Raw genomic sequence first — 26,930 nt, forward strand, 5'->3', positions numbered from 1 at the left:
GTGACCTCGGCAGAAGGCGTGGCGGTCGAGACGGTTCGAGAAATGGCTTTCATGCGTGATTCCCGTGGCTTGGGATTGCGTGACGCAACCACTGGTCCGGCTAAACAGTCCGACTAAACGGTCCAGCTAAACGATCCGACTTACGCAGCGACACCGCCGATCGGCCGACCGGCGGTGTCCAAAGGCGAGTCGCTTACTGCGGCTTGCCGGTCTGCTGCATGATGCGGTCGGTGAAGGTCTGCCCCTGCTGGAGCGCCTCGTCGACACTGCTCTGACCGGACAGCATCGCCGCCATCAACTGACCGACACGGGTACCGATCGCCTGGAACTGCGGGATGGTGACGAACTGCACGCCGGTATAGGGCACTTCCTGCGCGCTGGAGTCGTTCGGGCTGGCGCTCTTGATCGCCGTCTCGACCAGCGGCGCGAACGGTGCAGCCTCGACGTACTCTTCGCTGGCGTAGGTGGATTGGCGCGTTCCCGGCGGCACCGCCAGCCAGCCCTTGTCAGCCGCGACGGTCTGGATGTAGTCCTTGGAGGTCGCCCAGTCGACGAAGGTCTTCGCCGCTTCCTGATTCTTGGAGGACTGCGGCACGGCCAGCGCCCAGGTGAACAGCCAGTTGGAGCCCTTCTCGGTCGTCTCGTACGGCGCCTGGGCAAATCCCACGTTCTCCGCCACCTGGGACGTCTCCGGATCGCTGAGATAGCTGGCCGCCACGGTAGAGTCGACCCACATGCCGCATTGACCGTTGGCAAACAGCGTCTCGGACTCGGTGAAGCCGTTGGAGGTCACGCCCGGCGGGCCATAGTTATTGAGCAGGTCGACGTACGCGTTGGCCGCATTCTTCCACTCATCGCTGGTCAGTTGCGGATTCCAGTCCATGTCGAACCAGCGTCCGCCGAAGCTGTTGACCATGGTGCCGAACAGCGCCATGTTCTGACCCCAGCCCGGCAGGCCGCGCAGACAGATGCCGTAGACGCCGTCCGAAGGAGAATGGATCTTGGAGGCGAACTCCTCGATCTGGGTCCAGGTCGGCTTGTCCGGCATCTCGATGCCGGCCTTCTCGAACAGATCCTTGCGGTAATAGGTCACCGAGGACTCCGCATAGAACGGCAGCGCGTAGAGCGTGCCATCCACCGACAGCCCTTCCTTGACCGGCGCGAGCAGATCATCTGCATCATAGCTGGCAGGCAGATTTTCCATCGGCGCCAGCCAGTCGTTCTGCGCCCAGATCGGGGTCTCGTAGTTGCTGACGGTGACGACGTCGTACTGGCCGGCACCGCTGGCGATATCGGTCGTGACCTTCTGGCGGAGTTCATTCTCCGGCAGCGTCACCCAGTTGACCTTGATGTCCGGGTGCGCCTCGTTGAACGCCGACATCATGCTCTGCATCGTCACCATGTCGGGATTGTTCACGGTGGCGACGGTGATCTCCGTGCTCTGCGCCATGGCGGCGGAGCAGGCACCCAGGCCCGCGATACCGATGCCTGAAACAAACAGGGCAAGTCTCATCTGGAATTCCTCTCGTAGCGCTCGTTATTGCTATGTTGTCGACGGCTATCGTTTTCGACTGCTGTCACGCCGAGTATCGGACGATCCCGCGGATACGATCGGACCTGATCTGTCCAGGCTGGCGTTAGTTGACGAAGATCGACCGTGCGTTTTTATTGATGCATGTTCAAACGCCATGACATCAGCATCAAATCATAGCGTTAACACTGATTGACGCAAGTCATTTCATTTATACTAAAACCTTGATAATCAACTACTTAAACCACATTAGACCAATGTTTAATGTCTCAACTAGACTTAAGTAGTACGGAAAATCAGCTCTACAGTACGATTTCCATGATAGAAAATGACACGAAATGATATTGGATGATCATGGCGTATCAGCGGCTGGGCTGCTGACGCCTCAGCGCATGAAAGCCAGAGTCATCGCCTGGATTTTATGAAATCACGGGGTGTTATCAGGGAGATGAGGTCAATGCCTCGAACCACGCTCGCGGATATTGCCCGCCAGGCCGGGGTCAGCAAGATCACCGTTTCACGCACGTTTTCCTCGCCGGAAAAAGTTCATGCCGAAACGCGCGATCAGATATTGCGTATCGCTCGCGAGCTCAATTATGTATCGCCGTCACAGACGACCCAGCGCGAGACCGCTGTCACGCGGACACTGGGCGTCGTCAATCCCAACATGAACAACCCCTTCTTCGGTCGAATGACCCGAGAGATCACGCTGGCGGCGAGAGCCCGTGGCTACACCGTGCTGGTCTTCGACTCCTATGAATCGGAGACGCTGGAAGCCGAGGCGATCGGCAAGCTGATCGAGTTCTCCGTCGATGCGGTCATCCTGTCGGTCATCTCGTCGGACATAGATTACCACCCGGCCTATCTGGATCGCCTCGAGGCGGCGGGAATCCCGGTCGTGCTGGTCGACCGCGAGCTCAAGGCGGCCCACTACGGCGGGGTCTACATCGACAACCTCGACTGCGGCTATCAGGCGGGCCGCTACTGTCTCGAGCAGGGTCTGGAAAAACTGCTTGCCGTATCGGGGCCGGCCGACTCGATGGTCTCGATCGGCCGCATGTCGGGTCTGCGGGAAGCGATCGGCAGCCGCCAGATATCGCTCGATGTGGTGTATAGCGATTTCAGCTTCGAGCCCGCCTATCAGGCGCTGCGGGACTATCTGCAGGAACATCCCTGGCCGGAAGGAATCATCGGCGCCAACAACCAGATCACCATGGCGGTACTGAAACTCTGCCATGAGCAAGAAGTCGTGCCGCAGCGGGACGTCCAGCTGTTCAGCATCGATGACATTGAGCACAGCGACGTGTTCGGGGTGCGGATTCCCTGCATTCATCACAACCTGCCGGAAATCGCGCAGCAGGCGCTGCAATTGGCGCTGGCGGCGATTCAGTCACCGGAACAGCGCGGCTTCCGCACCGTGGTGCGAGGCCAGCTTCGTACTCGTTGATTCCGGAGCAGAGGCAGCCGAATCCCGACAGTGCCGAGTGACAATGGTGTGGTCGGCAATCAGTCGGCTGGCGGCGGCTGGCTGGCCGTGTCGCCGATTCGCGCCGAAACCGGCGATGCCGGCAGCCAGACATCCGCCGCCAGCCCGCCCAGGGCGGCACGCTCCAGGCGCAGCGTGCCGCCGTAGAGCATCATCAGGTCTTCGACGATTGCCAGCCCCAGGCCCGAACCAGAACCGCGGGCATCCAGCCTGACACCCCTCGCCAGGGCTGACTCCCCCTGGGCGCGGGTCATGCCCGGGCCGTCGTCCTCGATCCGCAGGCGCACGCCCTGCGATACCCGGGAGACACTGAACGAAACCCGGCTGTCCGCCCAGCGCAAGGCGTTTTCCAGCAGGTTCCCGGTGAGCTCCTGAATGTCCTGCGGGTCGATGCGCGCCGCCGCGTTCGGATCGATATCGGCATCGAACCGTATGCCGCGTCGTTCCGCCAGCCTGGCCAGCCCCTGAACGACCGGCGCGATCGCGTCGCCGATCGAGACACGCCCCGAGAACGCCACGCCGCCGGCTGCCGACGCGCGGGCCAGATGGTGACGCACCGCATCGTCGATCCGGGCCAGTTCGGTATTGATGGGCTGCCGCTGGGCCTCGGGAAAACGTTCCGAGAGCGTCTTGAGCACGCTGACCGGGGTCTTCAGCGCATGTGCCAGGTTGCCGGCCGCCGCGCGCCCGCGCTCGATCAGGCGCCGATCACGCTCGAGCACGCCGTTCATGGCCAGCGCCAGCTCCTTCAGTTCCACCGGCAGTTGCGTGTCCAGGCGCTCGATATCCCCTTCCTCCACCGCCCGCAGATTGGCCGACATCCGCCGCAGCGGCGCGAGCCCCCAGCGCATCTGCAGTGCCAACCCGGCCAGCAGCAGCACGCCGAACGTGGCCAGCGACACGATCAGCAGGCGCTCGAAGCGCTCGACCTCATGGTTGAGTTCCGCGGTCGATCCGGCCAGGGCCACGTGGATCACGTCCTGGTGCCCCGGCAAGCGCAGGCCACGTTCGATCATGCGCAAGTCGTCATCGCGCGGGCCTTCGACCTCGTAGACGGCCAAACCACTTTGGTGCTCGGGAATCGGCAGGCGCTGGTCCCACAGCGAACGCGACGTCAGGGTGAGATCGCTGCCGTTGCTCACCTGCCAATACCAGCCGGAATAGACGCGATCGAAGCGAGCATCGCCCAGCGAACGGTTCAATTGCAGACGTTGGCCGATACTGTCGACCTGAATGCCGGCCAACAGCGCATTGAGCAGGGATTCGAGACGGGTATCGAAAGAGGCCGTCGCGGACTGCCGAAAGGTGTAGCTCAACCCGACGCCGGCCAGCGGAAGCAGCACGATGACCAGCAGCAGCGAGGCCACCAGCAGGCGCGCCCCCAACGGCGCCAGCCGCAACCGCTCCCCCCAGCGCGATATCCAGCGAGGCCGCCAGCGTTTCAGGACGCTGCCTTTCGAGTCTTGGCCTTTCGAGCTTTGGGCTTTCGAGTCCTGGCCTTTCGAGTTCTGGTCTTTCAAGCCTCGGCCTCGAGATCCACCAGGCGGTAGCCCTGACCCCGAAGCGTCTCGATCCGGGCGCGGCCGAACTTGCGCCGCAGGCGGCTGATCTGGACGTCGATGACATTGGAGTCGGGCTCGTGATCGCGGTTGTAGACATGCTCGACCAGCTCGGCGCGACTGACGATACGCGGCGAGGCATGCATCAGGTACGAAAGCAGGCGGGATTCCTGCGCGGTCAACGTGATCGGTCGCCCGGCCAGCGAGACGCTGCCCGAATGGGTATCCAGGGTCAGCTTCCCGATCCGAATCACCGGATGAGCGTGGCCGTGACTGCGGCGAACCAGCGCTCGCAACCGGAACAGTACCTCGGCGGTCTCGAACGGTTTGACGACGTAATCGTCGGCGCCGGCGGAGAATCCGGCCGCCTTGTCGGACCAGCGCTCACGTGCCGTCAGCACCAGCACCGGCAGATCGATCGCGTCCTCCCGCCACTGGGAGAGCCAGCGCGTCCCATCACCGTCGGGCAGCCCGAGATCGAGGATGACCGCATCGTAGCGCTCGGTGCGCACCAGGAAGTCAGCCTCCTGCCCGGTGGTCGTCGACTCGATCAGCAGGCCGGCCTCGGCCAGCGCAGCTGCCAACGCCTCGGCCAGTGCCGCATCATCCTCGACCAGCAGTACCTTCATTACCGACTCCCTGATTCAAGACTCATCTTTCACTGCAACGATCGTCCCTGGCGGAGTTCGTCCATGTCAAAAGGCGGCTCCGGCCGGATATCGCCAGTATCGGCGACAGGCTAAGGCGACTTCCTCATCGCCTCGATATTCACTCCTTCGACACTCAGCAACTCGCCATTGGTGGCGTCGAACTCGAATTCGACGACCTGCCCCCGGGGGCCGATCATCTCCACTTCATATTCGATCTGGCCCTTTTCCTGCTCGAGCTCGACCTCCAGAATTTCACCATCATAGCGGGCTTCCAGCCAGTCCATGATCTCGCCGATGCCGACCAGATGGCCCTCCTTGACCTCCTGGTGAAGGTCGCGCCAGTCATCGCCACCGGCACTGGCCGATGGGAGCGCCCCGCCGCTCGTGAGCAGCACCAGGGTCAACAGCAAGAGAGGGTTGCTAAGTTTCATGTCGGCAGTGTGCCGCAAAGGCGATGAATCCGACATGAATACGTCAGCCCGCGACACGCCACCGCCCGGGCGTATCACGGCTGTAGACGATGAACCCCGGATGAATGTCTCTTTCAGTTCGCGTCAAGGTCACCCCGAGTATAACGATGGTTATCGACAAGGCCGGTCCGTCGCGAAGAACGCGTCTACCGGTACCTAACTTCAGGAGATCGATCATGAAATACCGTCTGTGGATGTTGCCTGCCGTTGCACTGGAAAGCGGAATCAGCGTCAGCGCCTTGGCCGACGAGGCGACGCTATCCTACAGTCAATTGAAGACGCTGCTCGACAGCGCCGAAAGCTATGGCTTCACCCATTACGAAAAGCTGGATGTGGATCGTGACGACAACCGGCTCGAGGTCGAAGGGTGGCGCGATGACGGCTGGGAACTGGACGTCTCGATGGCGCTGGACGACGGTGCCTTGATGCGGGAAAGTCAGCGTCAATCGAACATCCCGGACTGGAGCCTGACGGCCGAAGAGTTGCAGAGCGCGTTGGCCCAGGCACAGAATCGCGGCATGCAGCATTTCGCGGAACTCGAAGTCGACAGTGATGGTCGCATCGAGATAGAAGGCTACAACGCGCAGCAGAACGAACTCGATCTCGACCTGCATCGGGACGAGTTGAACAGATGATCACAACGCTGCCGACCCAGAGGGTGTTGACAAAAGGGCTGCACTCGACAATCCAGCGTTAAAATCGGCCTCAAATACTCATTTACTCCATGTAAACTCCGTGTTTTCGGCCCATTTTGCCTTGTCTTGCCTTCGTTCGCCTGTTTTGTAAACACCCTCTCAGCAACCGAGGAGAAAGTGGATGACCGATAACCGCCACAATACCGGCAACGCCGCCTGGCGTGCCGCGCAGCAATGGCGCGAGCGCGTTCAGCAGACTCGTCCCAGTCAGGGTGCCGGAGGCCTGCGCCTGTTGTTCACCTGGCTGCTCTTCGGCGTCATGCTGATCGTCGGCACCCTGCTCGGCCTGTTTTTCCTGGTCGTCGGCTGGGCGATGCTGCCGTTTCTCCGCCATCGCATGAAAAAGCGCGCCGAACAGTTCCGCGCCTCTCGAGCGCAGTATGCCGGCGGCAGCGCCGATCCCGACGGCGGCAACCACTCGGCAGGGCGCTCCCAGCAAGTGCTCGATGGCGAATACGAGGTGCGCTCGAAAGACTCCTGAACAGGCTACCGGCATCGCTTCCCTGCATCGATTCCCCGCGTCGGGGCTTGATCGTGCACGCTTTGATCGCGCGCTTTTCGATCACGCTCTCTTGCTTGCGCTCGACGCGCTCCGCCTTGCGCTCGACGCGCTCCGCTTCCCCTCGAACGCCTTCAGCGCCGCGCCTCGAGCGTGGCGTCTCATCGACTCTCTTCCCGTCTTCGCGTGCGCCGATCGGGCGTACGCGGTAGAGTCATATTCGACGTTGGTCGAACTCTCCCCTCACGCCAGCGTACGCTCTACTCATACGGTATCGACAATAACAAGTTGAGACGGGATGCGGTGATTCATGAATGCGACCGAACGACTGCTGCGTGCAGCCAAATTCTCGGAAATCGAGCAATTGTCCGGATTGGCGGAAACCGCTGCGGTGGTCGGCGATATCTGCCGCTTCGTCCATGCCCTGCAGCGGGAACGTGGCGCCTCCACGATCTATCTCGGTTCCGCTGGCCGGCGTTTCACGCACCAGCGCCAGCAGCGTATCGCCGATAGCCAGCTGGCGGAAGCGACGCTGCGACAGCGTCTGGACGAGTGGGCCTCCTTCGACGACGCCAACCGCACGTCCCGCTATCTCGCCAATGCGCGCCTGCTGACCCGTATCGCAGCAGTGTGGCACGGATTCGACTCGCTTCCACCGATTCGCGACGACATCGAGGCGCAGCGCCTCACGGCCGACGATGCGGTGCGTCTGTTCAACCGGTTGATCAGCAACCTGCTGTCAGTGATCTTCGAGGCGGCGGATACCGCCAGCGACACCGAGATCACCCGCGTGCTGGTGTGCCTGTTTCATTTCATCCAGGGCAAGGAGCTCGCCGGACAGGAACGGGCCTGTGGCGCCTTCGGCTTCACGCTCGGCGTGTTCGACGATGCGCACCGCCAGACGTTGCAGCAGTTGATCGATGCCCAACATCGCTGCTTCGAGACCTTCGGGGAATTCGCCAGCACCGAGCTGCTCTCGCACTGGCAGCAAGAGCTCGACCAGCCGATCCATCTGGCCATCGCTCAATTGCGCGATCTGGCCATCCAGGCCACCCCGCTGCCGAACGATATCGATGATCCCGGCGAACAGTGGTATGCCATCACGACCCAGCGGATCGATGCTATGAAAGACATCGAAGATCGCCTGGTCGACGAGTTGCAACGCAGCTGTCGCGACCGGATTCACCAGGCCGAGCGCGAGATAGAGAACAGCGCAGGCTTGCACGAAACGCTCAACGGCGAGCTCTGGGCGGCACCGGTGAACCTGCTGCTGGAAATGCCGGACGCAGAGCCGGCCTCGAGCCTGGGAGCCTTGACGGCCAGCACCATGGAGTCACGCTTCAGCCGCTCGCTGGTCGGCCTGGTCCAGACACAACACGCAAGATTGCAGCAGATCAGCGACGAACTCGAGAGCACACGCAAGACGCTGCGCGATCGCAAGCAGATCGACCGCGCCAAGGGGCTTTTGATGACCCATCAGCGCCTCTCCGAAGAAGAGGCCTATCGCCTGATGCGCAAGACCGCCATGGACCAGAGCAAGCCGTTGATCGAAGTGGCCCGAAACGTGATCGACCTCGTCGACATGCTGTCTCGAGAGCGTTCCTAAACCCTCACCGTCTTTCCACGCCACCCGCTGGTGCACGCCTCCCACTTGCTGCACCGTCGGGTCGCGATCCTGCCTGCCGTCAGGGCGCATTGGCGCCTGCCCGCCTCCGACTTCGAGCCTTATCTAATTGAATCGACGCCTTTTCGAGGATTCTGGTATGGCTTCTGCTTGGATAGAGAAGTCCGGGCCAACGGCGGCCCGACAGGAGCCTGCCCAACGGTTCCGAGCCTGACATTCGCTGAAGCACGGTCAAGGTCGACCGGCTGACGCAACGGACAACGGCGTCCATCGCTCTTCATGCTCCGCATGACGAGTGATGGGCGCCGTTTTTTCATGCCCTCGGCACCGGCCGGTGTCGTCGCCACCATCGGAGAGTGATCTTCATGGACATCCGTCACAAAGCCAACAAGATACGTCTGTTCAGCTTTTCCACCCCTCAGATGCGAGCCTTCCATTTCTCCTGGTTCGCCTTCCACGTCTGTTTCTTCGGCTGGTTCGGCATCGCCCCGCTCATGGCCGTCGTCCGCGACGATCTTGGCCTGACCAAGACCCAGATCGGCAACACGATCATCGCTTCGGTCGCGATCACCATTCTCGTACGCCTGGTCATCGGCCTGCTCTGTGATCGCATCGGCCCGCGCAAGGCCTACACCTGGCTGCTCTGCCTCGGGTCGCTGCCGGTGATGGCGATCGGCCTGGCGGACAGTTTCGAAACCTTCCTGCTGGCCCGCCTCGCCATCGGCGCGATCGGGGCCTCCTTCGTCATCACCCAGTATCACTCCACGATGATGTTCGCTCCCAACGTGGTCGGCACCGCCAACGCCACGACCGCCGGCTGGGGGAATCTCGGCGGCGGCACCACCCAGATCCTGATGCCGCTGGTGTTTTCCGGCGTGCTGATGCTGGGCGTCAGCGAAACGCTGGGCTGGCGACTGGCGATGGTCGTGCCCGGTATCGTGCTGTTCCTGACCGGTCTGGCCTATTATCGTTTTACCCAGGATGCACCCGACGGCAACTTCAGCGATCTGCGGGCGCGCGGCGAACTGCCGCCAGCTACGCGTGAACATGGCGCCATGCAAAGCTTCGTCGCCGCCGCCAAGGATATCCGCGTATGGGCGCTGTTCGTGGTCTACGCGGCCTGCTTCGGCGTCGAACTCACGATCAACAACATCGCTGCCATCTACTTCTTCGATACGTTCTCGCTCGACCTCGCAACGGCAGGGCTGATCGCCGGCCTGTTCGGGTTGATGAACCTGTTCGCGCGCACGCTGGGCGGCATCTTCTCCGACCTTTTCGCCCGCAACGGCGGGCTCAAGGGACGGGTCCGCTGGCTGTTCATCGCGCTGCTGTGCGAGGGCATCGCGCTGACCGGCTTCGCCCAGATGCAGACCCTGGCCGTGGCAATCGGCATCATGCTGGTCTTCAGCCTGTTCGTGCAGATGGCGGAGGGCGCCACCTTCGGTGTCGTACCGTTCATCAACAAGAAGGCGCTGGGTGCCGTCGCGGGGATCGTCGGTGCCGGCGGCAACGCAGGCGCCGTGGCAGCCGGCTTCCTGTTTCGTTCGGAGTCCCTTTCCTATCAACAGGGACTTTTCTATCTGGGGCTGACGGTCATCGCCGCCTCGCTGTTCGCGCTGGCGGTGCGCTTCTCTCCGACGACGGAGGCCGAGGAGCGCCAGGCCTATCATCAGGCCGACGGCGAGCGCAGCGTCGAGCGCGATGTCGAGCGGGAAGCCGCTGCCGGCTGAGCGGCGCCCCTTTTGTCATCACGACCAAGTTCTTCGGCCATCACGACCAGGTCCTGCTTCATCGCGCGTCCATGCGATCTTCGCCGCTGCCTCCGGGCAGCGGCTTTTTTCAGAGATCTTGGTGCATCAGCGTGACGCGCTCGCCACGATAGGTCAGAGCTTCGGAGGGCACCCAACCCAGCCGCGCGTAGAGCGCCATCTGGTCCGGCGTATAGAGATGAAGTCGTCGACAACCCGCTTCCCGGGCCTCCGCTTCCACCGTCGCCACCAATGCCGAGGCGATACCGCGGCCGCGCCAGGTCGGCAGGACGAAAACGGAGGCGAGCCAAGGCCCCATGGCGGGCCGAATGCTCATGTCGCTGACTGTCAGGCTCCCGGTAGCTATCGGCTTTCCGGCGCTCATGGCCACGAATATCGAAGGCACGCCTTTGGCACCGCAGTCGTTGCGGGTTTCGTTCCGCCACTCCTCGAACGTCGTGTGCGGGTGAAGTCCGCCCCAGGCGTCGAAGGTCCAACGCGACACCGTTTCAATGCCGAGCGTGTCATCGCGATTCAACCGTGCGATCTTCCAAGCCATTGTGGTCCCCCGCCTGTGATGACGAATCCCGAGCCGGTCGACGGCGAAAAGAAGCCCGATGGATCCACCGAAGGCCTGACGTCGGTTCAGGCCTTCTTGACGAACTCGGATTTCAGCTTCATGGCGCCGACACCATCGACCTTGCAATCGATATCGTGATCGCCATCGACCAGGCGGATATTCTTGACCTTGGTCCCTACCTTGACGACCTGCGACGACCCCTTGATCTTCAGGTCCTTGATCACGGTGACGCTGTCACCATCGGCCAGCGGCGTGCCATGGGCGTCGGTCACGACGCTTGCATGCCCTTCGTCGGCCGCCGCTTCGGCTTCGGACCACTCATGGCCGCATTCGGGGCAGACGACAAGCTGGCTGTCGGCGTAGGTGTATTCGGACCCGCACTGCGGGCAAGGCGGTAACTGGCTCACGCGTAGACTCCTGGCGTTCGGAAAGCCGCGAAGTCTACGCCGCCCGCCTCGAACTGCCCAGTCAAACCGGGCGTTCGAGGCTCAAGAGCTGGTCAGCGGTAGAAGGGATCATCTCGACGACGCTGCCGACCACGATCAGGCACGGCGACGGCATCGGGTTGGCGGCAAGCGTTCGCGGCATGTCCGCCAACGTGCCCACCAGCCTTTGCTGCTGCGGCAGCGAGGCGTTGGCGATCAGCATGATGGGCCAGTCGGACGGCAGCCCGGCGCCGATCAGCCCTTCGCAGATGGTCTCGACACGACTCAACCCCATGTAGAACACCAGCGTCTCGTCACGCCGGGCCAGCGCGTGCCAGTCGAGGGAGACATCGTCCCGGCACGCCTGCGCGGTAATGAAGCGAACCTGCTGGGCGTGAGCGCGGTCGGTCAGCGGCAGCCCCATGGCAGCAACGGCGCCGGACGCGGCGGTAATCCCGGGCACGATGTCGGGGGTGATGCCGGCCTCGGCCAGCGCTGCCAGCTCCTCGCCCATGCGCCCGAAGATTCCGGGATCGCCACCTTTCAGACGCACCACCCGCTTTCCTTCGGCGGCGAGCCGCACCAATAGCGTGCCGATCTCCGCCTGGGGCACGCTGTGGTTGCCACGCGCCTTGCCGACGTAGTAGCGCTCGCAGCCCCGGGGCAGCAAGGCTAGAATGTCGGGGCCGACGAGCCGGTCATAGACCACGGCGTGTGCGGCCTCGATTCGTCGCAGGGCTCGTACGGTCAGCAGATCCGCGGCGCCGGGCCCGGCGCCGACCAGCGAAACCCGGCCGGCATCGTCAGCCGAGTCGACGACGTTTCTCGTCGATCTCGTGGTCACGACTCGGTTTCGAGCCGCCTGATAGAGCCGAGCCATCCAGCCGGCCGTCTCCAGCCTCTTCCCGCGCGTATTGCCTTGAGTTGCATCATAGGCTGGCATCGGCCATCTCCTCTTGTGTCTCTTCTTCGAGCAGGGCTTTCAGCTCGGGTTGGCAGGAACCGCATTGGGTACCGCAGGCGAGGCGTGCACCCAGCGCCTCGACGCTGGTATCGCCGGCGCGGATGGCGGCAATGATCGAATTCTGGCCGACCTGATGACAGCTGCAGACGATCGGGCCGTCGCTGCGCGCGCCGCTGGCACAGCCGGCCAGGATGCGACGCCGCGTCTCTCGATCGAGCAACTGGTCGCCTTCGCTGGCGAAGCAGTCGTCCAGCCAGCGCAACGACGGCAGCCCCTCCGGTGGCCCGACCATCAACCACCAGCGCAGCCGGCCGTTATCGATACCGCTGGCGCGCAGGCGCCCGCGCGCTTCGTCGTGACTCCACTGCGAGACCGGCCCGGGCAGATGGGACTCGGCCCATGCCAGCCAGTCGCGTCCAGCGGCATCCGGTTGACCGCCAAGCTGCCAGCGCACGGAATGGTCGAGAGGAATCCGAGCCCAGTAGGCGTAGTCTTCGCGCCCACTCTCTATGGCGGGCGCGATAGCGGGCGCGATCTCGGCCGCGATGTCGGCGGCGACGATCAATGTCGCTTCCCAGGAGATCGGCAGCGGACGAAGGCTGACTGCAGCCTGCTTCGATTCAGGCTGCCCGGAGATCGGATCGACGACCGCCGCCACCAGGCCATTGACCTTGGCCTGGCCGCTGAAGGCGTCGTTCCAGTGCATCGGCGCGAACAGCTCCCCCGGCCGCTGGGACTTGGCGATTCTGGCCCGGCCGCGATAGAGACCATCGCCCCCCGTCAGCTCGACCAGTTGCTGGTCGGCGACGCCGAGGCGTTCGGCATCCAGCGGGTGAATGTCGACGAAGGGCTCGCCGCGATGGTTCATCAGGCGGGAGGCCCGCGCCGTCCGCGTCATGGTATGCCACTGATCCCGTACCCGACCGGTGTTCAGGCGCAGCGGCCTCTCCCCGGTCAGCTTCTGGCGTACCGCCTGCGGACGAACCGGCAACAGCCGAGCACGGCTATCGGGCGTCGCGAAGCGGCCGTTCTCGAATAGCCGTGGCGTGCCCGCGGGGGCCGCGGCGGTCACCGGCCATTGAACCGGTGCCAGGCCGTCGTAGCCGGCACGATCCAGCCCCGCCAGCCCCGAAATATCGAACGGCCGCCAGGTGGCGCCGTCGCTTTCGCTACCCTCGCCCTCGACCGCGTTCTCGAAACCGGAGAGCCGGGCATGTTCGTCGAAGATCTCGAAGGGATCGACATAGGGAAATGCCTCGGCAAAGCCGAGACGTGCGGCGACCTGGGTCATGATCCACCAGTCGTGACGCGCCTCGCCAGGCGGCGGCAGCAACCCGCGCTGACGGGAAATGCAACGCTCGGAGTTGGTGACGGTGCCATCCTTTTCCGACCAGCCAGTGGCGGGTAGCACGATGTCCGCGACCTCCAGGATCTCGGCATTCGCCATACAGTCGGAAACGATCACCAGCGGGCACGCCGCCAGGATGCGCTTGATGCGATTGGCCTCGGGCAGGCTGACCACCGGGTTCGTCGCCATGATCCAGACCGCCCGGATCTCCCCTCGCTCGATGGCGTCGAACAGCTCGGTGGCCTTGAAACCCGGCACATCGGGCAAGGTCGGCGTCAGCGTCTCGGTGCGCCAGAATCGGGTGACCCGATCGATGGCTCCCGGCGTGTGGTAGTCCATGTGCGCCGCGAGCTGGTTGGCCAGACCTCCGACCTCGCGCCCGCCCATGGCATTGGGCTGGCCGGTGATCGAAAACGGCCCCGCGCCCGGCAGCCCGATCTTGCCGCCCGCCAAGTGGCAGTTGATGATCGCCTGGCACTTGTCGGTGCCACTGCTCGACTGGTTGATGCCCTGGGAATAGAGTGTCACCACGTGCAGTTGCGTGGCGAACCAGTAGAAGAAGGTCTCCAGCCGCTCGGCGTCGACATCGCAGTCGCGAGCGACCGCCTCGATGCCGACATCGTCCTCGCAGGCAGCCTGCATCGTCTCTTCGAAGCCTCGGGTATGGCGTTCTAGATAGATCCGGTCGACCCGGCCAGCGGCGTGCATCCAGGCCAGCAGCCCGTTGAACAGCCGGGCATCGCTGCCGGGCGCAATACCGAGATAGAGGTCGGCGATTTCGCAGCTGTCTGTCACCCGGGGGTCGATCACCACGATGCGCATCAGCGGGTTGCGCTGCTTGGCGGCCTTCAGCCGCTGATAGATCACCGGATGATTCCAGGCCAGGTTGGAGCCGACCAGCACGACCAGTTCCGCGCACTCCAGATCCTCATAACAGCAAGGTACCGCGTCGGCGCCGAAAGACCGCTTGTAGGCAGCCACCGCCGAAGCCATGCAAAGCCGCGAATTGGTATCGACATGAGGCGTTCCCAGGAAGCCCTTGAACAGCTTGTTGGCAACGTAATAATCCTCGGTCAGCAGCTGTCCGGAGAGATAGGCTGCCACCGTCTCCCGGCCATGCTCGCGCTGCGTCGATGCCAGCCGTGACGCGACGCACTGCAGCGCCTCGTCCCAACCCACCGCTTCGCCATCGACGACGGGATGCGACAGGCGCCCCCGCTCGCCCAGCGTCTCGTGCAGCGCACTGCCCTTGACGCAGAGACGCCCCTGGTTGGCTGGGTGAGCCGGATCCCCGGCGACATCGGTCAGCGTACCGTCCTCGACTGTCGCAACAACGCCACAACCGACGCCGCAATACGGGCAGGTCGTGGTGCCCTTGTAAGACGGGCAGGTCGTGGTGCTCTCGGAAGAGGATCTGGTGGCGGTGCACTCGAAAGAGAAGCCAGTGTCGCCGAACGACTCGCGGGGCGTCGTTCGCCGAGGCTGTGGATCGGTCGTGCTGTACGGATTGGGCATGAACGCCTCCCTGAAACGCAAAGAGGCCTGACTTCACGCTGAACGTGAGGTCAGGCCTCTTTGCCTGCTGCCGCGTGATCCTGCCGGTATCCGCGGTGCGTCGTGATCATTGCCGTTGTTGCGTGCCGGAGCGCTGCTCGTTGCCGACGTTGGCAACTGGCACACCTGGGTAAAAGATCGAAGCAATAAGCAGGCCACCGGCCGCTTTTTCCTTTTTCGACAATCTTCTGCAGCCACGCCCACCCCGCGCCTCGAAATCGAGAGATCCGATCTCGGGCCGTTCATGCCAACCTTTGGTGCGAAAGCGCGCAACATTGCACCGGTGTTGCGCAAGCCAGCGCCCATCCACCCTCTTCCTGCCCGCTTTCGATAGCGCTCGTTGCTACCAAGCCACTGAATCGATTTGAAGATCGGCGAACTGGCATGGCCTTCGCTTGAGTTCCACCATCGGCGACCAATGGCGGTCGCGATCGCCAGGCCGGCGCTGCATCGAGGCAGCGTCGCGCCAGATAGCCATGGCACGCCCCGGCAGGCTGACGGTTGCCACTGCATTCGTCAGCTCTCGGGCGTCGCATCGATATTCAGGCACATCGATATTCAGGCAAAGGCGCCTGATGCCGCGGAGTTCAATACTCCGTGTCATCAGGCGCCTTTTGCGTTGCGCCGCCGTTTTTCCAGGCATCTCTTCCGAACTCGGAAAACGTCTGCGCTTGAAAACGTCGCTTGACGAGGGATCAACATGAGCAGCACCGCCCTTTCTCTATCCAAAGCACCAGCCAATGCTCCATCCAAAGCACCAGCCGATGCTCCATCCAAAGCACCAGCCGATGCCGGGGAACACCTGGTGATCATCGGCAATGGCATGGCCGGACACCGGCTGCTGCAGGCGCTACAGGACCGCCCGACCCGGCCGACTCGCATCACCATGATCGGCGAGGAGGCTTCCCCGGCCTACAACCGGATCCTGCTGTCGCCGTGGCTGGCCGGCGAGATCGAACGCGACTCCCTCGATACCCGGCTGAGCGACGAGATGTCCGCCAGCGTCGAGTGGCGGCTGGGCGAGCGCGTGATGACGATCGACCGTACCTATCGACTTGTCCATACCGACATCGGCGACCCGGTTCACTACGACCGTCTCGTCATTGCCACCGGTTCACGCCCCACGCTGCCGGCTATTCCCGGCATCGAGCTGGGTAACGTCGGCGGCTTTCGCAATCTCGACGATGTCGACTGGCTGATCGCCCGATCATCGGGCAGCCGGGCGGTGGTCGTCGGCGGCGGGCTGCTGGGGCTGGAAGCGGCGGAGGGCCTGCGCAAGCGCGGCCTGGCGGTCACGCTTTTGCAGCGCGGTGATCGACTGATGAACCGCCAGCTCGATGTCACCGCCGCCACCTGGCTGCGTGACACGCTCGAACGGCGCGGACTGACGATAGAGACCCATGCGAGCCTGGCCGGCTGTGACGCCGACGCCCAGGGCAACGTCCACGCCGTGCGACTGACCGACGGCCGCCGACTGGCCGCCGACTGCGTGGTGGTTGCCGCAGGCATCACGCCCAACGCCGAGCTCGGCCGCCTGGCTCGTCTCGATGTCGGCGCCGGCATCTGCGTCGATGCCACCTTGACTACTCGCGATCCGCGGATTCATGCCATCGGTGAATGCTGCGAATTCGACGGCACCACGGTGGGCCTGGTCGAGCCGATCTGGCAGCAGGTCGAGACCCTGGCGGATCTCCTCGGCGGCCAGACGCCGCAACCCTACAGCGACAGCGCCTGCGCCACGCGGCTGAAAGTCGCCGGCATCTCTCTCTACGCGTTCGGCCCCGTCGAGGCAGAACCCGACGACGACATCCTGACCTACGCCGACCCGGAAGGCAGCGACTATCGCCGCCTGCTGCTTCGTAACGACCGGCTGATCGGCGCCGTGCTCTATGGCGATACCGGTGATGGTCCGGCGCTGTTTCAACTGTCCCGAGCCGGTGCGGACCTCGGCCACCATCGCGATTTGCTGCTGTTCGGCGCGAGCGATGTCGCGCAACGCCTGACCGAAGACACTCAACACTCACTGGAGGAAGCGGCATGACCTTCGAAGCCGACACCCCGACCCCGCCCCGCAAGCCTCGCCTGATCGTGATCGGCAATGGCATGGTCGGCCACTACTGCCTGGAGCAGCTGGTCGAACGCCAGGCGCATCAGCGCTATGCCATCACCGTCTTCGGCGAGGAACGCCACCGCGCCTACGATCGCGTGCATCTATCCGACTATTTCACCGGCAGCGATGCCGATGCCCTGGCCCTGGGCGAAGCGGACTTCTGCGCCAGACATGGCATCGACCTTCGCCTGGGAGAAGCCGTCAGCGCCGTCGACCGTGATGCCCGTCTCGTCGTCACCGAACGTGGCAGCCACACTTTCGATCAGTTGATCCTGGCGACCGGCTCCTACCCCTTCGTGCCGCCGATTCCGGGTAACGACCGCCCCAACTGTTTCGTCTACCGTACTCTGGACGATCTCGATGCGATCCGCGCCGCGGCCGAAACGGCTTCCAGTGGCGTGGTCGTCGGTGGCGGCCTGCTGGGGCTGGAGGCCGCCAATGCCCTGCGCGGCCTGAATCTCGACACCGCCGTGGTGGAGTTCGCGCCGCGCCTGATGCCGATGCAGGTCGACACCGAAGGCGGCGATCTGCTGCGCGAAAAGATCGAGCAGTTGGGGGTTCAGGTACTGACGGGCCGGGCCACTCAGCGTATCGAGGACGGCCAGGACCACCAGCACCGCATGGTCTTCCAGGATGAAAAAGTGCTGGAAACCGACCTGATCGTGTTCTCCGCCGGCATCCGCCCCCAGGATCGGCTGGCCCGGGATTGCGGGCTGGAGATCGGCGAGCGCGGCGGCGTGGTGGTGGACGACAACTGCCGCACCAGCGATCCGAACATTCTGGCCATCGGCGAAGTGGCGCTATGGCAGGACAGCATCTTCGGCCTGGTGGGCCCCGGCTACCAGATGGCCAAGGCCGCCGTCGACACCCTGGTCGAGGGCGAACTCACCTTCCAGGGCGCCGACATGAGCACCAAGCTGAAGCTGCTCGGCGTCGATGTCGGCTCGATCGGCGATGCGCATGGCGACCGCACCCCCGGGGCTCGCATGTACCGCTATCTGGATCAGATCAAGCAGGAATACCGCAAGCTGGTGGTCTCCAGTGACGGCAAGAAGCTGGTCGGTGCCATGCTGGTCGGCGACAACAGCTACTACGATACCCTGTTGCAGTACTACAGCAACGGCCTGGAGCTCCCCAAGGACCCGGCCGCGCTGATCCTCCCCAGCACCGAAGGCGCGCCCACGCTGGGTGCCGATGCCCTGCCCGAGACGGCGACCATCTGCTCGTGTCACAACGTTTCCAAAGGGGCGGTCTGTCAGGCGGTCGAGGCCGGTTGCACGGATCTCGGCACGCTCAAGGCCGATACCAAGGCCAGCACCGGTTGCGGCGGCTGCACGGCACTGCTCAAGCAGGTGTTCGAACACGAGCTGGAAAGCCGTGGCGTCGAAGTCGACCGCAGCCTGTGCGAGCACTTCGTCTACACCCGCCAGGAGCTCTATGGCCTCATCCGGGTCGAAGGCATTCAAAGCTTCGAGGCGCTTCACGCGCGTCACGGCAAAGGCCGAATGGGCTGCGACATCTGCAAGCCGGCCGTCGCTTCGATCCTCGCCTCGTGCTGGAACGCGCCGATCACTAACCCATCGCTGGTGCCGCTGCAGGACACCAACGACACCTTCATGGCCAACATGCAGAAGAACGGTACCTATTCGGTGGTTCCCCGCATTCCCGGCGGCGAGATCACGCCGGACAAGCTGATCGCCATCGGCGCGGTAGCCAAGAAGTACGATCTCTACACCAAGATTACCGGCGGCCAGCGTATCGATCTGTTCGGCGCCCAGTTGCATGAATTGCCGGACATCTGGAGCGAGCTGATCGCCGCCGGCTTCGAGACCGGCCACGCCTACGGCAAATCCACCCGCACGGTGAAATCCTGCGTCGGCAACACCTGGTGCCGCTACGGCGTCCAGGACAGCGTCGCCATGGCACTGACCATCGAGAATCGCTACAAGGGGCTGCGTTCGCCGCACAAGCTGAAGTTCGCCGTCTCCGGTTGCACGCGGGAATGTGCCGAAGCCCAGAGCAAGGACGTCGGCGTGATCGCCACCGAGCACGGCTGGAATCTCTACGTCTGCGGCAATGGCGGCATGCGCCCGCGCCATGCGGAGCTGTTCGCCACCGATCTCGACGACACCGAGCTGCTGCGCATCATCGACCGGCTGCTGATGTTCTATATCCGCACCGCCGATCGACTTCAGCGCACCTCGGTATGGCGCGAGAACCTGGAAGGCGGACTCGACTATCTCAAGGCGGTGATTCTCGAGGATAGCCTGGGGCTGGGTGACGAGCTCGAAGCCCAGATGCAGCACGTGGTCGATCAGTACGAGTGCGAATGGGCCGGGGCGCTGAAGGATCCGGAAAAGCTCAAGCGCTTCCGCACTTTCGTCAACGACAAGCGCAGCGATCCCGACATCATCGCCGTCAGCGAGCGCGACCAGCCGAGACCTGCGCGCCCCGAAGAGATTGCCGCACTGGCGGTGGAGGTAACGTCATGAGCGAACTCATCCTGGAAAACGAGGCAGCACGGTCTGCCTCTTCTTCACGCCCCGTTCGCCTGTGCAGCCGGGCGGACCTGGTTGCCGGCTCCGGCATCGTCGCCTGGCATGAAGGGCATCAGATAGCGCTTTTCTATTTACCTTGTCGGCCCGGAGCCGCTGACGGGGCCGATGAGCCCGAGATTTACGCCCTGGACAACCGCGACCCGTTTTCCGGTGCCAACGTGATCGGCCGGGGCATCGTCGGCGATCTCAAGGGCGAGCTGGTGGTCGCCTCGCCTATCTACAAACAGCATTTTCGGCTGACGGATGGCCAGTGTCTCGAGGATGCCACGCGGCGCTTGCGTACCTGGTCCGTCGGGTGGGACGGCGATAACGTGGTGCTTCACATCCCCGTCGGGGCGGATTCGTGATGACGTAACTGGAAAACGATGCGCGAAATCAGGACAAAAAAAGCCCGCGCAAGAGGGGGGATGCGCGGGCGAGGCGGGGTGTTACTAGGAGACGCGACTCGAACGACTGCTAATCGAAGTATCTACATTCGATGGAAATTATATTAGCACCCTTATATTTCCCTGGCAATGCAATATCGTCATCGCGCTCATCGTTTCGCTTTATCGTCCTCTCGGTCACGATCCTCGTGCTCGCGCGTCTGGCGTTCGGCCAACTCCCGACGATGATCGCGCAGCTCCTGGCGCAGCGATTCGATCTCGACCTGAAGCTCGCTCACCTGCTCGATCATGTGGCGCATCATGCGCCGGTTCGCCTTGTGCTGGCGGGATTCCGACTCTTCCTGATCTTCGACGAAAAGCGAGCTCACGTAAGCCGCGAAACTACCGAACAGCCCGACCCCGCAGACCATCAGCAACACGGCGACGATGCGCCCCAGCGTCGTGATCGGATAGTAATCCCCGTAGCCGACCGTGGTAACGGTCACGATCGCCCACCACAACGCTTCTTCCGCCGTATTGATAGGGCTGTCCGGATTGGGCGTTTCCACCATCAATACCGTCATCGCTCCGAAGACCACCAGCAGCACGGTCGCCGTCGCCGCCGACGCCAATACGCCTTCGGCCCGGTTACGAAACAGCAGTTGCCAGATCAACTCCAGCGACCGCAGCGCCCGGAGCACACGAATGACCTGAACGACACGGGCCAGACGCGCAGCCTGAAACCAGCCGGCAGGAATGCTTGCCAGCAGATCCAGCCACCCCCAGCGCATATAGCGCCATTTATTGGGTGCGCGGTAGAACCGCTGGCAGAAATCGATGAAGAAGAAAAAGCAGACGATGTAGTCCAGATAATCGAATAACTGGAGGATATCGGCAGGCAGATCGAGAAAAAGCTCGGCCAGCATGGCTCCCAGCACGTAGAACGAGAGCGCCAGGATAAAAAACTGAAAAGGGGTGACATGTTCCTTCATGGCAAGTCCCGTTCACCTGTGCGCCCCGATCCCGTCAGCCCTCTGGCCGCGACAGGATGAACGGCATTATCCGCAAATGGGCCGATGTGACGCGAATCGCCCGCTCAACGTCCGCCGAGTATCACGCGCCCCCGACGCATCAGCTCACACGAGTCGCGTGCGATCAGGCCGAACAGGGGTTGGCCAGTTTCAGCTGGGTGAAATTGGTCACGAACGTATCCATCTTTTCCGCGTCGTAGTCCTGGAGACCACTGATCACCAGTTTCTTGGAGCCGATGCCCACGTCACGGCCACGGCAGCTCATGCGGAATTCAAGATGAGCCTCTCCGCGCTTGCCCTTGACGTCCAGATTGGCGCCGGCGAAATCCAGATCCAGATCACACGGGTCGTGATCCTCGAGCGTGAATCCCATGCTGTCGTAGATCACCAGCGGGCGCTGGGGATTGAACATGACACCCTTCTCTTCGAGCAGAGGCTTGAGATAATGCGGAAAGTTGCGGCCCGAGAAGGCCACGTAGCGACGGGTGAAAGTCTCGACGGTGCCCGGGTCATGAATCGTCCAGCCGCTGCGCTTGACGCTCAGATACTGTTTACCGCTCTGGTCGACGACGCTGACGGTGCCGGTCTCTTCCTCTTCGACGAAGCTCAACGAGACGCTGTCCCCCACCATTCCACAGAAGTGGAACGTCATGTGCTGAGACAGCCCGTAACGGGACAGCACCAGCGCGAACAACAGGTCGCCCGGCACGCAGAAACGCCGCGCACAGGGATCATGGATCGGGTTGTAATCTCCCGCGATCTGACGCGCAAACTGACTGGCCTGATCTGCGGTGATACAGATACGGTCCGCGTCGGTAGAATGGAACTCGTCGAGAAACATAAGTGGTCGACCCACGTATCGAATGACTTGGCGTTGGGATTCCAGGCGCCGCACTTTTACCACATGTTAGGGCAAATCGCAGCGCACCATTAACATTTTTTAGAGACAAACGATAGCGTAGTTTACCCAAATGAATGTTCCAACCACAGCCTCTGAAGACATCGAGACTCGACCGTGCCCCTGCGGAAACGGCCTGCCCTACCGCCGCTGCTGCGGGATCTACCATCGCGGGGAAGCGCCCGCGCCAACGGCGGAAGCGCTCATGCGCTCACGCTACACCGCCTTTGCGCTGGGCGGGCTCGGTGACTATCTCGTCAGGACCTGGGAGGCCGATGCCATCGACCCGGCCCTGACGGCGGAGCAACTGGACCGCCAGGAACAACAATGGCTGCGGCTCGAGATTCTCGATGCCCACGAGAACGGCGCCAAGGCAACGGTCGAGTTCAAGGCACACTGCCGCCCGTTCGGTGCAGGGCCAGCGGTAACGCCGCAAGTGCTTCACGAGCGTTCGCGCTTTCGCCGACGCCAGGGCTTGTGGCGTTACGTCGACGGCATCATCGATCCGCCCCCCGCCGCCACCGCCTCGCGTAACGCGCCCTGCCTCTGCGGAAGCGGCAAGAAGGCCAAGCGCTGCTGCCTGCGCTGAACCGATCGCAGGCACGCCGAATCGAGTCACCCTGTGGAATATGCCCCTTCGTCCCGCTACGCTTTTATCGAATCGACGCGCCGGATACTCATCGACACACTAAGCTCGATCTCTGTTGCAGCGTCGAAACGCTTCGATTTCCGGACATGAAAAGCAGGTGCATGAATATTTCTGATAGCGCCACGAATCTTCTCTCCCGCTTCCAGACCGAACTCGGCCAATGGCTCCATATTCCGGGCTGGATCGTGCTACCCGCGCTGATACTGCTGATCGCGGTCATCGTCGACATCGCCCTGCACTTCGTTCTCAACCGGATGGAGCGTCGCCTGCGCAATTCGCCGCGCCGCTGGGACGACCCCATCCTTCACGGTCTGCGTCTTCCGCTACGCTGGTGGGTCTGGGTTACCGCGCTGATGGTCGGCCTCGGCGTGATCGGCAACCATTTCGAGATCGAGCGACTGAACATCGTGCTGTCCCGGGTCGGAGCATTGATCACGCTGCTCCTGGTCGCCTGGGGCGGCATCCGGCTTTTCCGACGGCTGGAACAGCGCCTGGTCTTTCCGCCGGGTAACTGCCATGCCAAGCCGGTCGATCCCACATCGGCATCGGCCTTGAGCAAGATCGTCGGCGCTATCCTGATCGTCACGCTGATATTGATCGGACTACAGATCTTGGGCGTGTCGATGTCGAGCATTCTGGCCATGGGCGGCTTCGGTGGCTTGGTGATCGGCTTCGCCGCGCGGGATGTCATCGCCAACTTCTTCGGCGGCATGGTGGTCCATCTGGACAAGCCGTTCGTGGTCGGCGACTGGATCCGCTCCCCCGAGCGCCAGATCGAGGGCATCGTCGAGGATATCGGCTGGCGCCTCACCACCGTCCGAACCTTCGCCGGGCCACCGCTCTACGTGCCCAACGCCTGGTTCAGCCAGATCTCCGTGGAGACCCCGACCCGAATGGTCAGCCGTCGCCTGTGGGAAACCATCAGCCTCCGCTACCAGGACATCGGCGCCATCGAGAATGTCGCCCGGGATATTCGCAACCTGCTGCTGGAGCACGAGGAAATCAATCAGGACGAGCTGATCACGGTCAACTTCTCCACCTACGGCCAGTACTCGCTGGATATCATTGTCTACGCCTTCACCCACGAGACGGATTGGCAGCGTTTCCACGAGATCAAGCAGGACATCCTGTTGAAGATCCGCGACATCATCGACTCCCACGGCGCGGAACTGGCCATTCCGGCATCCCGGGTCTATTTCCCCGACGGCATTCGCCATCAGGAGCCCGAGCGCGACCATGCCGATAACGAGGAACGAGACACCACGTCACACCGCGACCGCGACACCACCTCGTCGCGGACCGAGCGCCCTTCGAATCCGGGCCCCCGTCAAACGGAAGACCCGCAGGACGACGACGGCGACGCCTGAATCGGCCGCCCCCGCTCAACGCCCGTGGCGGATGCTCAGCTGGCACCAGCTATCGCTCAGCCAGCGTCCGGCCGACGCGATCTCGGCTTCGGTGGCGCCAGCGTAGCCCAGCACCAGACCTGGCCGGCCGGGCGGCTGCAGGAAATAGCGCGACAGCGGCGACAGCAGAATCCCGGCCTCCTGCCCCCGCGAGACCAGCTCGGTCTCCAGCTCGAAGCTATCCAGCTCGGCAACCAGGTGCATCCCCGCCTGCCCCGCCGAGAGCACCAGCCCGCGCGCGGCCGCCGGGGCCAGCGCTCGTCGCAGCTGCGCCTGACGCTGGCGATAGAGCCCACGCATTTTCGCGACGTGACGTACGAAATGCCCCTCGGCAATGAACGCTGCCACTGCGGCCTGCGCCACGTACTGCCCTTCCCGGTGAAGCCGGGCATTGGCTCGCTTGAAGGCATCGACCAGCGCTTCCGGCAGCACCAGATAGCCGAGCCGCAACCCCGGATACAGCACCTTGCTGAAAGTGCCGACGTAGATGACCGGGGCATCGTCGACGAGCCCCTGCAGCGACGCGATCGGCGCGCTGGCATAGCGAAACTCGCTGTCGTAATCGTCCTCGATGATCCAGGCACCATGACGCCGAGCCGCATCCAGCAACGCCATCCTGCGCGGCAAGGTCATCGTCACGCCACTGGGATATTGGTGCGAGGGCGTGACGTAGATCAGCCGCGGCGGTGGCGTCTCCCGCGGCACGCGCTCCACGTTCGCCCCATCCTCGTCGACGGCCAGCGGCACGGTATCCAGACCGGCCGCCACGAAGCAGGACTGCGCCCCGCCGTAGCCCGGCTCTTCCACCCACACCGCGTCACCGGCATCGGCCAGCAACCGGGCGATCAGCTCGAAGCCCTGCTGAGCGCCCTGGGTGATCAGGATCTGCCCGGGCCGGCAACGCACCGAACGCGATAACTGCAGATAGTCGCACAGCGCTTCTCGCAACGCCGGGACACCGCCCTGATGCTGGTAGTCGTGCCATTCGAGCGGCGCCCGCTGGCGCTGGCGGCGCAACAACCGCTGCCAGCGTTCGCGGGGAAAGCGGTCCAGCGCGGGCACGCCCGGCGCGAAGGCTGTATAGCGATCGCTCAGCACACCGCTGAAATCGAGAATGCGCCGGCCCCGAGCGGAAAGCGACGGCGCCGCGCTGCCGGATGCCGATGCCGCCGCCGTCAAGGCTTCCGATCGCCACGCGGCGACGAAGACACCCGCGCCTCGGCGAGTCTCCACGAACCCTTCGGCGACGAGCCGATCGATGGCGCCCAGCACGGTATTGCGGCCCAGCCCGAGCTCGCGTGCCAGCTGGCGCGAGGAAGGTAGCGCCGTGCCGGCACCGAGCTTGCCCTCCTGGATCCAGTCTCTTAGCGACTGATAGAGTCGCTGGGTCAAGGTCGCCGCGGATGGCAACGCGAGTTGCATGGTCAGCGCTTCGACGATCCACAGCCGGTGGTCCTGAGATGGCGGCACTGGTTCCCTCACTATTGCATCAACTGGCCCTTATCGAGGAACCAGCATGAGGCCAAACTGGCCTCACGTCACGCGTGTCACCCCGTTCGCTCGCCAGGGAGTCCGCCATGCCTACCATTCGTGCCGCCATCCCCGAGGATATCGACAGTCTCGTTGCACTGATCGATGGCTATCGCCAGTTTTATCGGCAACCCAGCGACCCGGAAGGCGCTCGGCAGTTCCTGGCGCGACGCTTCGAACGGGACGATGCGCATCTGCTGATCGCGCTGGATGAGAACGGCGCGGCGATCGGCTTTGTGCAGCTGTTTCCCGTGCCCTCGACTACCTCGCTCGGAACACGCTGGATCCTCAACGATCTCTTCGTCGTACCCGAAGCTCGTCGCAACGGCATCGGCAGCGCGCTATTGCAAGCCGCCCGGGCACTGGCAGTCGAGCACGGCGTGCCACAGCTGATGTTGCGCACCCAGACCGACAACGTGACCGCCCAGTCCCGCTACCAGGCGCTCGGCTGGCAGCGCGACGAGGCGTTTTATACCTACCTATTGAGCGTGTGATGCCATGACCCCGTTCATCAACGAATATGGCCAGCCCGTCGGCCCGGTTATCGACGGCTGGCAGCCGCCGCCGGCACCTCGGGCCGAGACCCTGGAGGGCCGTTTCTGCCGCCTCGAACCGCTGGATGCCTTAGCTCACGCTCCCGCTCTCTGGCGAGCCTGGCAGTCGTCAGATCCCGAAGTCGTCGACGATCGTGACGGCAAGGCACGCTGGACCTATCTCGGCGGTCGCGGATTCGACGACGAAGCCGGCTGTCGACGCTGGCTCGAGACGATGACCGCAAGCGACGATCCGCACTGTTACGCCATCATCGATCCGGCCGACGGCCAAGCCGTCGGCATGGCGACCTATCTGCGCATCGTGCCGGTCGACGGCAGCATCGAGATCGGCCACCTGAATTTCTCGCCGCGCATGGCGCGCACGCCGATCTCCAGCGAGGCGCTGATGCTGTTGATTAGCCACGCCTTCGAACTCGGTTATCGCCGCGTGGAGTGGAAATGCGATGCGCTGAACGCGCCATCCCGTCGCGCCGCAGAGCGCCTGGGCTTTCGCTTCGAGGGCATATTTCGCCAGCATCGCGTGGTCAACGGCCGCAACCGTGACACCGCCTGGTTCTCGATCATCGACGCTGAATGGCCAGCGATCCGCGAGTGCCATCGTCGCTGGCTGACACCGAACAACTTCGATGCCGACGGCCGCCAGCACCAATCGCTTTCGACGATGACCGCCGAACTGACAAAGTCGGGGTATTGAGC

23 protein-coding genes are annotated in these 26,930 nt (G+C 63.4%); 12 read left to right on the forward strand and 11 right to left on the reverse strand.

Annotated elements, in window-relative coordinates:
• Nucleotides 1-193 precede the first annotated feature (193 nt).
• Nucleotides 194-1,513 (reverse strand): ABC transporter substrate-binding protein, encoded by a 1,320-nt coding sequence (locus ACWHY3_RS13910; protein ID WP_448126783.1) that lies wholly within the window; start codon nucleotides 1,511-1,513, stop codon nucleotides 194-196.
• A 475-nt stretch (nucleotides 1,514-1,988) separates the two neighbouring features.
• Here ACWHY3_RS13910 and ACWHY3_RS13915 point away from each other — a divergent pair, with 475 nt between their 5' ends.
• Entirely contained in the window at nucleotides 1,989-2,978 is a 990-nt protein-coding gene (locus tag ACWHY3_RS13915; protein ID WP_448126784.1) for a LacI family DNA-binding transcriptional regulator, read from the forward strand.
• A 59-nt stretch (nucleotides 2,979-3,037) separates the two neighbouring features.
• Here ACWHY3_RS13915 and ACWHY3_RS13920 read toward each other — a convergent pair whose 3' ends face one another.
• From ACWHY3_RS13920 to ACWHY3_RS13930, 3 genes are all read right to left on the reverse strand, one after another.
• Nucleotides 3,038-4,537 (reverse strand): sensor histidine kinase, encoded by a 1,500-nt coding sequence (locus ACWHY3_RS13920; protein ID WP_306298790.1) that lies wholly within the window; start codon nucleotides 4,535-4,537, stop codon nucleotides 3,038-3,040.
• Nucleotides 4,534-5,205 carry a winged helix-turn-helix domain-containing protein gene (locus tag ACWHY3_RS13925; RefSeq protein WP_087718440.1) on the reverse strand — a complete coding sequence of 224 codons (672 nt, stop codon included), beginning with the start codon at nucleotides 5,203-5,205 and terminating at the stop codon, nucleotides 4,534-4,536. The genes ACWHY3_RS13920 and ACWHY3_RS13925 overlap by 4 nt, the downstream gene beginning before the upstream one ends.
• A 110-nt stretch (nucleotides 5,206-5,315) precedes the next feature.
• Nucleotides 5,316-5,657 carry a PepSY domain-containing protein gene (locus ACWHY3_RS13930; RefSeq protein WP_448126785.1) on the reverse strand — a complete coding sequence of 114 codons (342 nt, stop codon included), beginning with the start codon at nucleotides 5,655-5,657 and terminating at the stop codon, nucleotides 5,316-5,318.
• Between the two features lie 215 nt (nucleotides 5,658-5,872).
• Here ACWHY3_RS13930 and ACWHY3_RS13935 point away from each other — a divergent pair, with 215 nt between their 5' ends.
• From ACWHY3_RS13935 to ACWHY3_RS13950, 4 genes are all read left to right on the forward strand, one after another.
• The gene (locus ACWHY3_RS13935; protein ID WP_448126786.1) at nucleotides 5,873-6,331 is read left to right on the forward strand and encodes a hypothetical protein; all 459 of its coding nucleotides are present in this window, start codon (nucleotides 5,873-5,875) and stop codon (nucleotides 6,329-6,331) included.
• A gap of 181 nt (nucleotides 6,332-6,512) precedes the next feature.
• Nucleotides 6,513-6,872, forward strand: a complete 360-nt coding sequence (locus ACWHY3_RS13940) for a hypothetical protein (protein WP_448126787.1) — start codon at nucleotides 6,513-6,515, stop codon at nucleotides 6,870-6,872.
• A gap of 328 nt (nucleotides 6,873-7,200) precedes the next feature.
• Nucleotides 7,201-8,496, forward strand: coding sequence for a nitrate- and nitrite sensing domain-containing protein (locus tag ACWHY3_RS13945; protein ID WP_448126788.1), 1,296 nt, complete (start codon nucleotides 7,201-7,203; stop codon nucleotides 8,494-8,496).
• A 383-nt stretch (nucleotides 8,497-8,879) separates the two neighbouring features.
• Nucleotides 8,880-10,244, forward strand: coding sequence for an MFS transporter (locus ACWHY3_RS13950; RefSeq protein ID WP_087718435.1), 1,365 nt, complete (start codon nucleotides 8,880-8,882; stop codon nucleotides 10,242-10,244).
• Nucleotides 10,245-10,353: 109 nt separating this feature from the next.
• Here ACWHY3_RS13950 and ACWHY3_RS13955 read toward each other — a convergent pair whose 3' ends face one another.
• From ACWHY3_RS13955 to ACWHY3_RS13970, 4 genes are all read right to left on the reverse strand, one after another.
• Nucleotides 10,354-10,821: a GNAT family N-acetyltransferase gene (locus ACWHY3_RS13955; RefSeq protein WP_448126789.1), complete on the reverse strand. Its 468-nt coding sequence runs from the start codon at nucleotides 10,819-10,821 to the stop codon at nucleotides 10,354-10,356.
• 86 nt (nucleotides 10,822-10,907) lie between these two features.
• On the reverse strand, nucleotides 10,908-11,249 hold the full coding sequence (locus tag ACWHY3_RS13960; protein ID WP_071229799.1) for a zinc ribbon domain-containing protein YjdM: 342 nt from the start codon (nucleotides 11,247-11,249) through the stop codon (nucleotides 10,908-10,910).
• Between the two features lie 61 nt (nucleotides 11,250-11,310).
• On the reverse strand, nucleotides 11,311-12,210 hold the full coding sequence (gene cobA, locus ACWHY3_RS13965; protein WP_332779185.1) for a uroporphyrinogen-III C-methyltransferase: 900 nt from the start codon (nucleotides 12,208-12,210) through the stop codon (nucleotides 11,311-11,313).
• Complete coding sequence (locus ACWHY3_RS13970) at nucleotides 12,197-15,094, reverse strand: nitrate reductase (RefSeq protein WP_448126790.1); 2,898 nt, start codon at nucleotides 15,092-15,094, stop codon at nucleotides 12,197-12,199. The genes cobA and ACWHY3_RS13970 overlap by 14 nt, the downstream gene beginning before the upstream one ends.
• An 844-nt stretch (nucleotides 15,095-15,938) precedes the next feature.
• On the opposite strand from ACWHY3_RS13970, the gene ACWHY3_RS13975 reads away from it, so the two are divergent.
• The 3 genes from ACWHY3_RS13975 to nirD are packed head-to-tail and all read left to right on the forward strand — an operon-like array spanning nucleotide 15,939 to nucleotide 20,148.
• Nucleotides 15,939-17,174, forward strand: coding sequence for an NAD(P)/FAD-dependent oxidoreductase (locus tag ACWHY3_RS13975; protein ID WP_448126791.1), 1,236 nt, complete (start codon nucleotides 15,939-15,941; stop codon nucleotides 17,172-17,174).
• The gene (gene nirB / locus ACWHY3_RS13980; protein ID WP_448126792.1) at nucleotides 17,171-19,735 is read left to right on the forward strand and encodes a nitrite reductase large subunit NirB; all 2,565 of its coding nucleotides are present in this window, start codon (nucleotides 17,171-17,173) and stop codon (nucleotides 19,733-19,735) included. Before ACWHY3_RS13975 ends, nirB begins: the two co-directional genes overlap by 4 nt.
• Nucleotides 19,732-20,148 (forward strand): nitrite reductase small subunit NirD, encoded by a 417-nt coding sequence (nirD, locus tag ACWHY3_RS13985; protein ID WP_087718419.1) that lies wholly within the window; start codon nucleotides 19,732-19,734, stop codon nucleotides 20,146-20,148. The genes nirB and nirD overlap by 4 nt, the downstream gene beginning before the upstream one ends.
• A 188-nt stretch (nucleotides 20,149-20,336) precedes the next feature.
• Here the strand turns inward: nirD and ACWHY3_RS13990 are convergent, their stop codons facing one another.
• Nucleotides 20,337-21,158: an ion transporter gene (locus ACWHY3_RS13990; protein ID WP_087718418.1), complete on the reverse strand. Its 822-nt coding sequence runs from the start codon at nucleotides 21,156-21,158 to the stop codon at nucleotides 20,337-20,339.
• 163 nt (nucleotides 21,159-21,321) lie between these two features.
• Nucleotides 21,322-22,038, reverse strand: coding sequence for a DUF3581 family protein (locus ACWHY3_RS13995; RefSeq protein ID WP_448128166.1), 717 nt, complete (start codon nucleotides 22,036-22,038; stop codon nucleotides 21,322-21,324).
• Nucleotides 22,039-22,168: 130 nt separating this feature from the next.
• On the opposite strand from ACWHY3_RS13995, the gene ACWHY3_RS14000 reads away from it, so the two are divergent.
• Both ACWHY3_RS14000 and ACWHY3_RS14005 read left to right on the forward strand, forming a co-directional pair.
• Nucleotides 22,169-22,684 carry a YchJ family protein gene (locus ACWHY3_RS14000; protein ID WP_332779180.1) on the forward strand — a complete coding sequence of 172 codons (516 nt, stop codon included), beginning with the start codon at nucleotides 22,169-22,171 and terminating at the stop codon, nucleotides 22,682-22,684.
• Nucleotides 22,685-22,845: 161 nt separating this feature from the next.
• Complete coding sequence (locus tag ACWHY3_RS14005; protein WP_448126793.1) at nucleotides 22,846-24,111, forward strand: mechanosensitive ion channel family protein; 1,266 nt, start codon at nucleotides 22,846-22,848, stop codon at nucleotides 24,109-24,111.
• 15 nt (nucleotides 24,112-24,126) lie between these two features.
• Here the strand turns inward: ACWHY3_RS14005 and pdxR are convergent, their stop codons facing one another.
• On the reverse strand, nucleotides 24,127-25,572 hold the full coding sequence (gene pdxR, locus ACWHY3_RS14010) for a MocR-like pyridoxine biosynthesis transcription factor PdxR (RefSeq protein WP_448128167.1): 1,446 nt from the start codon (nucleotides 25,570-25,572) through the stop codon (nucleotides 24,127-24,129).
• A 155-nt stretch (nucleotides 25,573-25,727) separates the two neighbouring features.
• Here pdxR and ACWHY3_RS14015 point away from each other — a divergent pair, with 155 nt between their 5' ends.
• Nucleotides 25,728-26,174 carry a GNAT family N-acetyltransferase gene (locus tag ACWHY3_RS14015; RefSeq protein ID WP_448126794.1) on the forward strand — a complete coding sequence of 149 codons (447 nt, stop codon included), beginning with the start codon at nucleotides 25,728-25,730 and terminating at the stop codon, nucleotides 26,172-26,174.
• Between the two features lie 4 nt (nucleotides 26,175-26,178).
• Complete coding sequence (locus ACWHY3_RS14020; protein ID WP_448126795.1) at nucleotides 26,179-26,928, forward strand: GNAT family N-acetyltransferase; 750 nt, start codon at nucleotides 26,179-26,181, stop codon at nucleotides 26,926-26,928.
• Nucleotides 26,929-26,930: the final 2 nt, after the last annotated feature.

Source organism: Salinicola sp. NYA28a (assembly GCF_976982775.1).

Bases quoted from the DNA above. Each gene is read 5' to 3' on its own strand.
- ACWHY3_RS14020 (WP_448126795.1), top strand. From the start codon at position 26,179: ATGACCCCGTTCATCAACGAATATGGCCAGCCCGTCGGCCCGGTTATC.
- ACWHY3_RS13925 (WP_087718440.1), bottom strand. From the start codon at position 5,205: ATGAAGGTACTGCTGGTCGAGGATGATGCGGCACTGGCCGAGGCGTTG.
- ACWHY3_RS13955 (WP_448126789.1), bottom strand. From the start codon at position 10,821: ATGGCTTGGAAGATCGCACGGTTGAATCGCGATGACACGCTCGGCATT.
- nirD (WP_087718419.1), top strand. From the start codon at position 19,732: ATGAGCGAACTCATCCTGGAAAACGAGGCAGCACGGTCTGCCTCTTCT.
- ACWHY3_RS13910 (WP_448126783.1), bottom strand. From the start codon at position 1,513: ATGAGACTTGCCCTGTTTGTTTCAGGCATCGGTATCGCGGGCCTGGGT.
- pdxR (WP_448128167.1), bottom strand. From the start codon at position 25,572: ATGCAACTCGCGTTGCCATCCGCGGCGACCTTGACCCAGCGACTCTAT.
- ACWHY3_RS14015 (WP_448126794.1), top strand. From the start codon at position 25,728: ATGCCTACCATTCGTGCCGCCATCCCCGAGGATATCGACAGTCTCGTT.
- ACWHY3_RS13995 (WP_448128166.1), bottom strand. From the start codon at position 22,038: ATGTTTCTCGACGAGTTCCATTCTACCGACGCGGACCGTATCTGTATC.
- cobA (WP_332779185.1), bottom strand. From the start codon at position 12,210: ATGCCAGCCTATGATGCAACTCAAGGCAATACGCGCGGGAAGAGGCTG.
- ACWHY3_RS13990 (WP_087718418.1), bottom strand. From the start codon at position 21,158: ATGAAGGAACATGTCACCCCTTTTCAGTTTTTTATCCTGGCGCTCTCG.
- ACWHY3_RS13930 (WP_448126785.1), bottom strand. From the start codon at position 5,657: ATGAAACTTAGCAACCCTCTCTTGCTGTTGACCCTGGTGCTGCTCACG.
- ACWHY3_RS14000 (WP_332779180.1), top strand. From the start codon at position 22,169: ATGAATGTTCCAACCACAGCCTCTGAAGACATCGAGACTCGACCGTGC.
- ACWHY3_RS13915 (WP_448126784.1), top strand. From the start codon at position 1,989: ATGCCTCGAACCACGCTCGCGGATATTGCCCGCCAGGCCGGGGTCAGC.
- ACWHY3_RS13935 (WP_448126786.1), top strand. From the start codon at position 5,873: ATGAAATACCGTCTGTGGATGTTGCCTGCCGTTGCACTGGAAAGCGGA.
- ACWHY3_RS13970 (WP_448126790.1), bottom strand. From the start codon at position 15,094: ATGCCCAATCCGTACAGCACGACCGATCCACAGCCTCGGCGAACGACG.
- ACWHY3_RS14005 (WP_448126793.1), top strand. From the start codon at position 22,846: ATGAATATTTCTGATAGCGCCACGAATCTTCTCTCCCGCTTCCAGACC.
- ACWHY3_RS13945 (WP_448126788.1), top strand. From the start codon at position 7,201: ATGAATGCGACCGAACGACTGCTGCGTGCAGCCAAATTCTCGGAAATC.
- ACWHY3_RS13940 (WP_448126787.1), top strand. From the start codon at position 6,513: ATGACCGATAACCGCCACAATACCGGCAACGCCGCCTGGCGTGCCGCG.
- nirB (WP_448126792.1), top strand. From the start codon at position 17,171: ATGACCTTCGAAGCCGACACCCCGACCCCGCCCCGCAAGCCTCGCCTG.
- ACWHY3_RS13950 (WP_087718435.1), top strand. From the start codon at position 8,880: ATGGACATCCGTCACAAAGCCAACAAGATACGTCTGTTCAGCTTTTCC.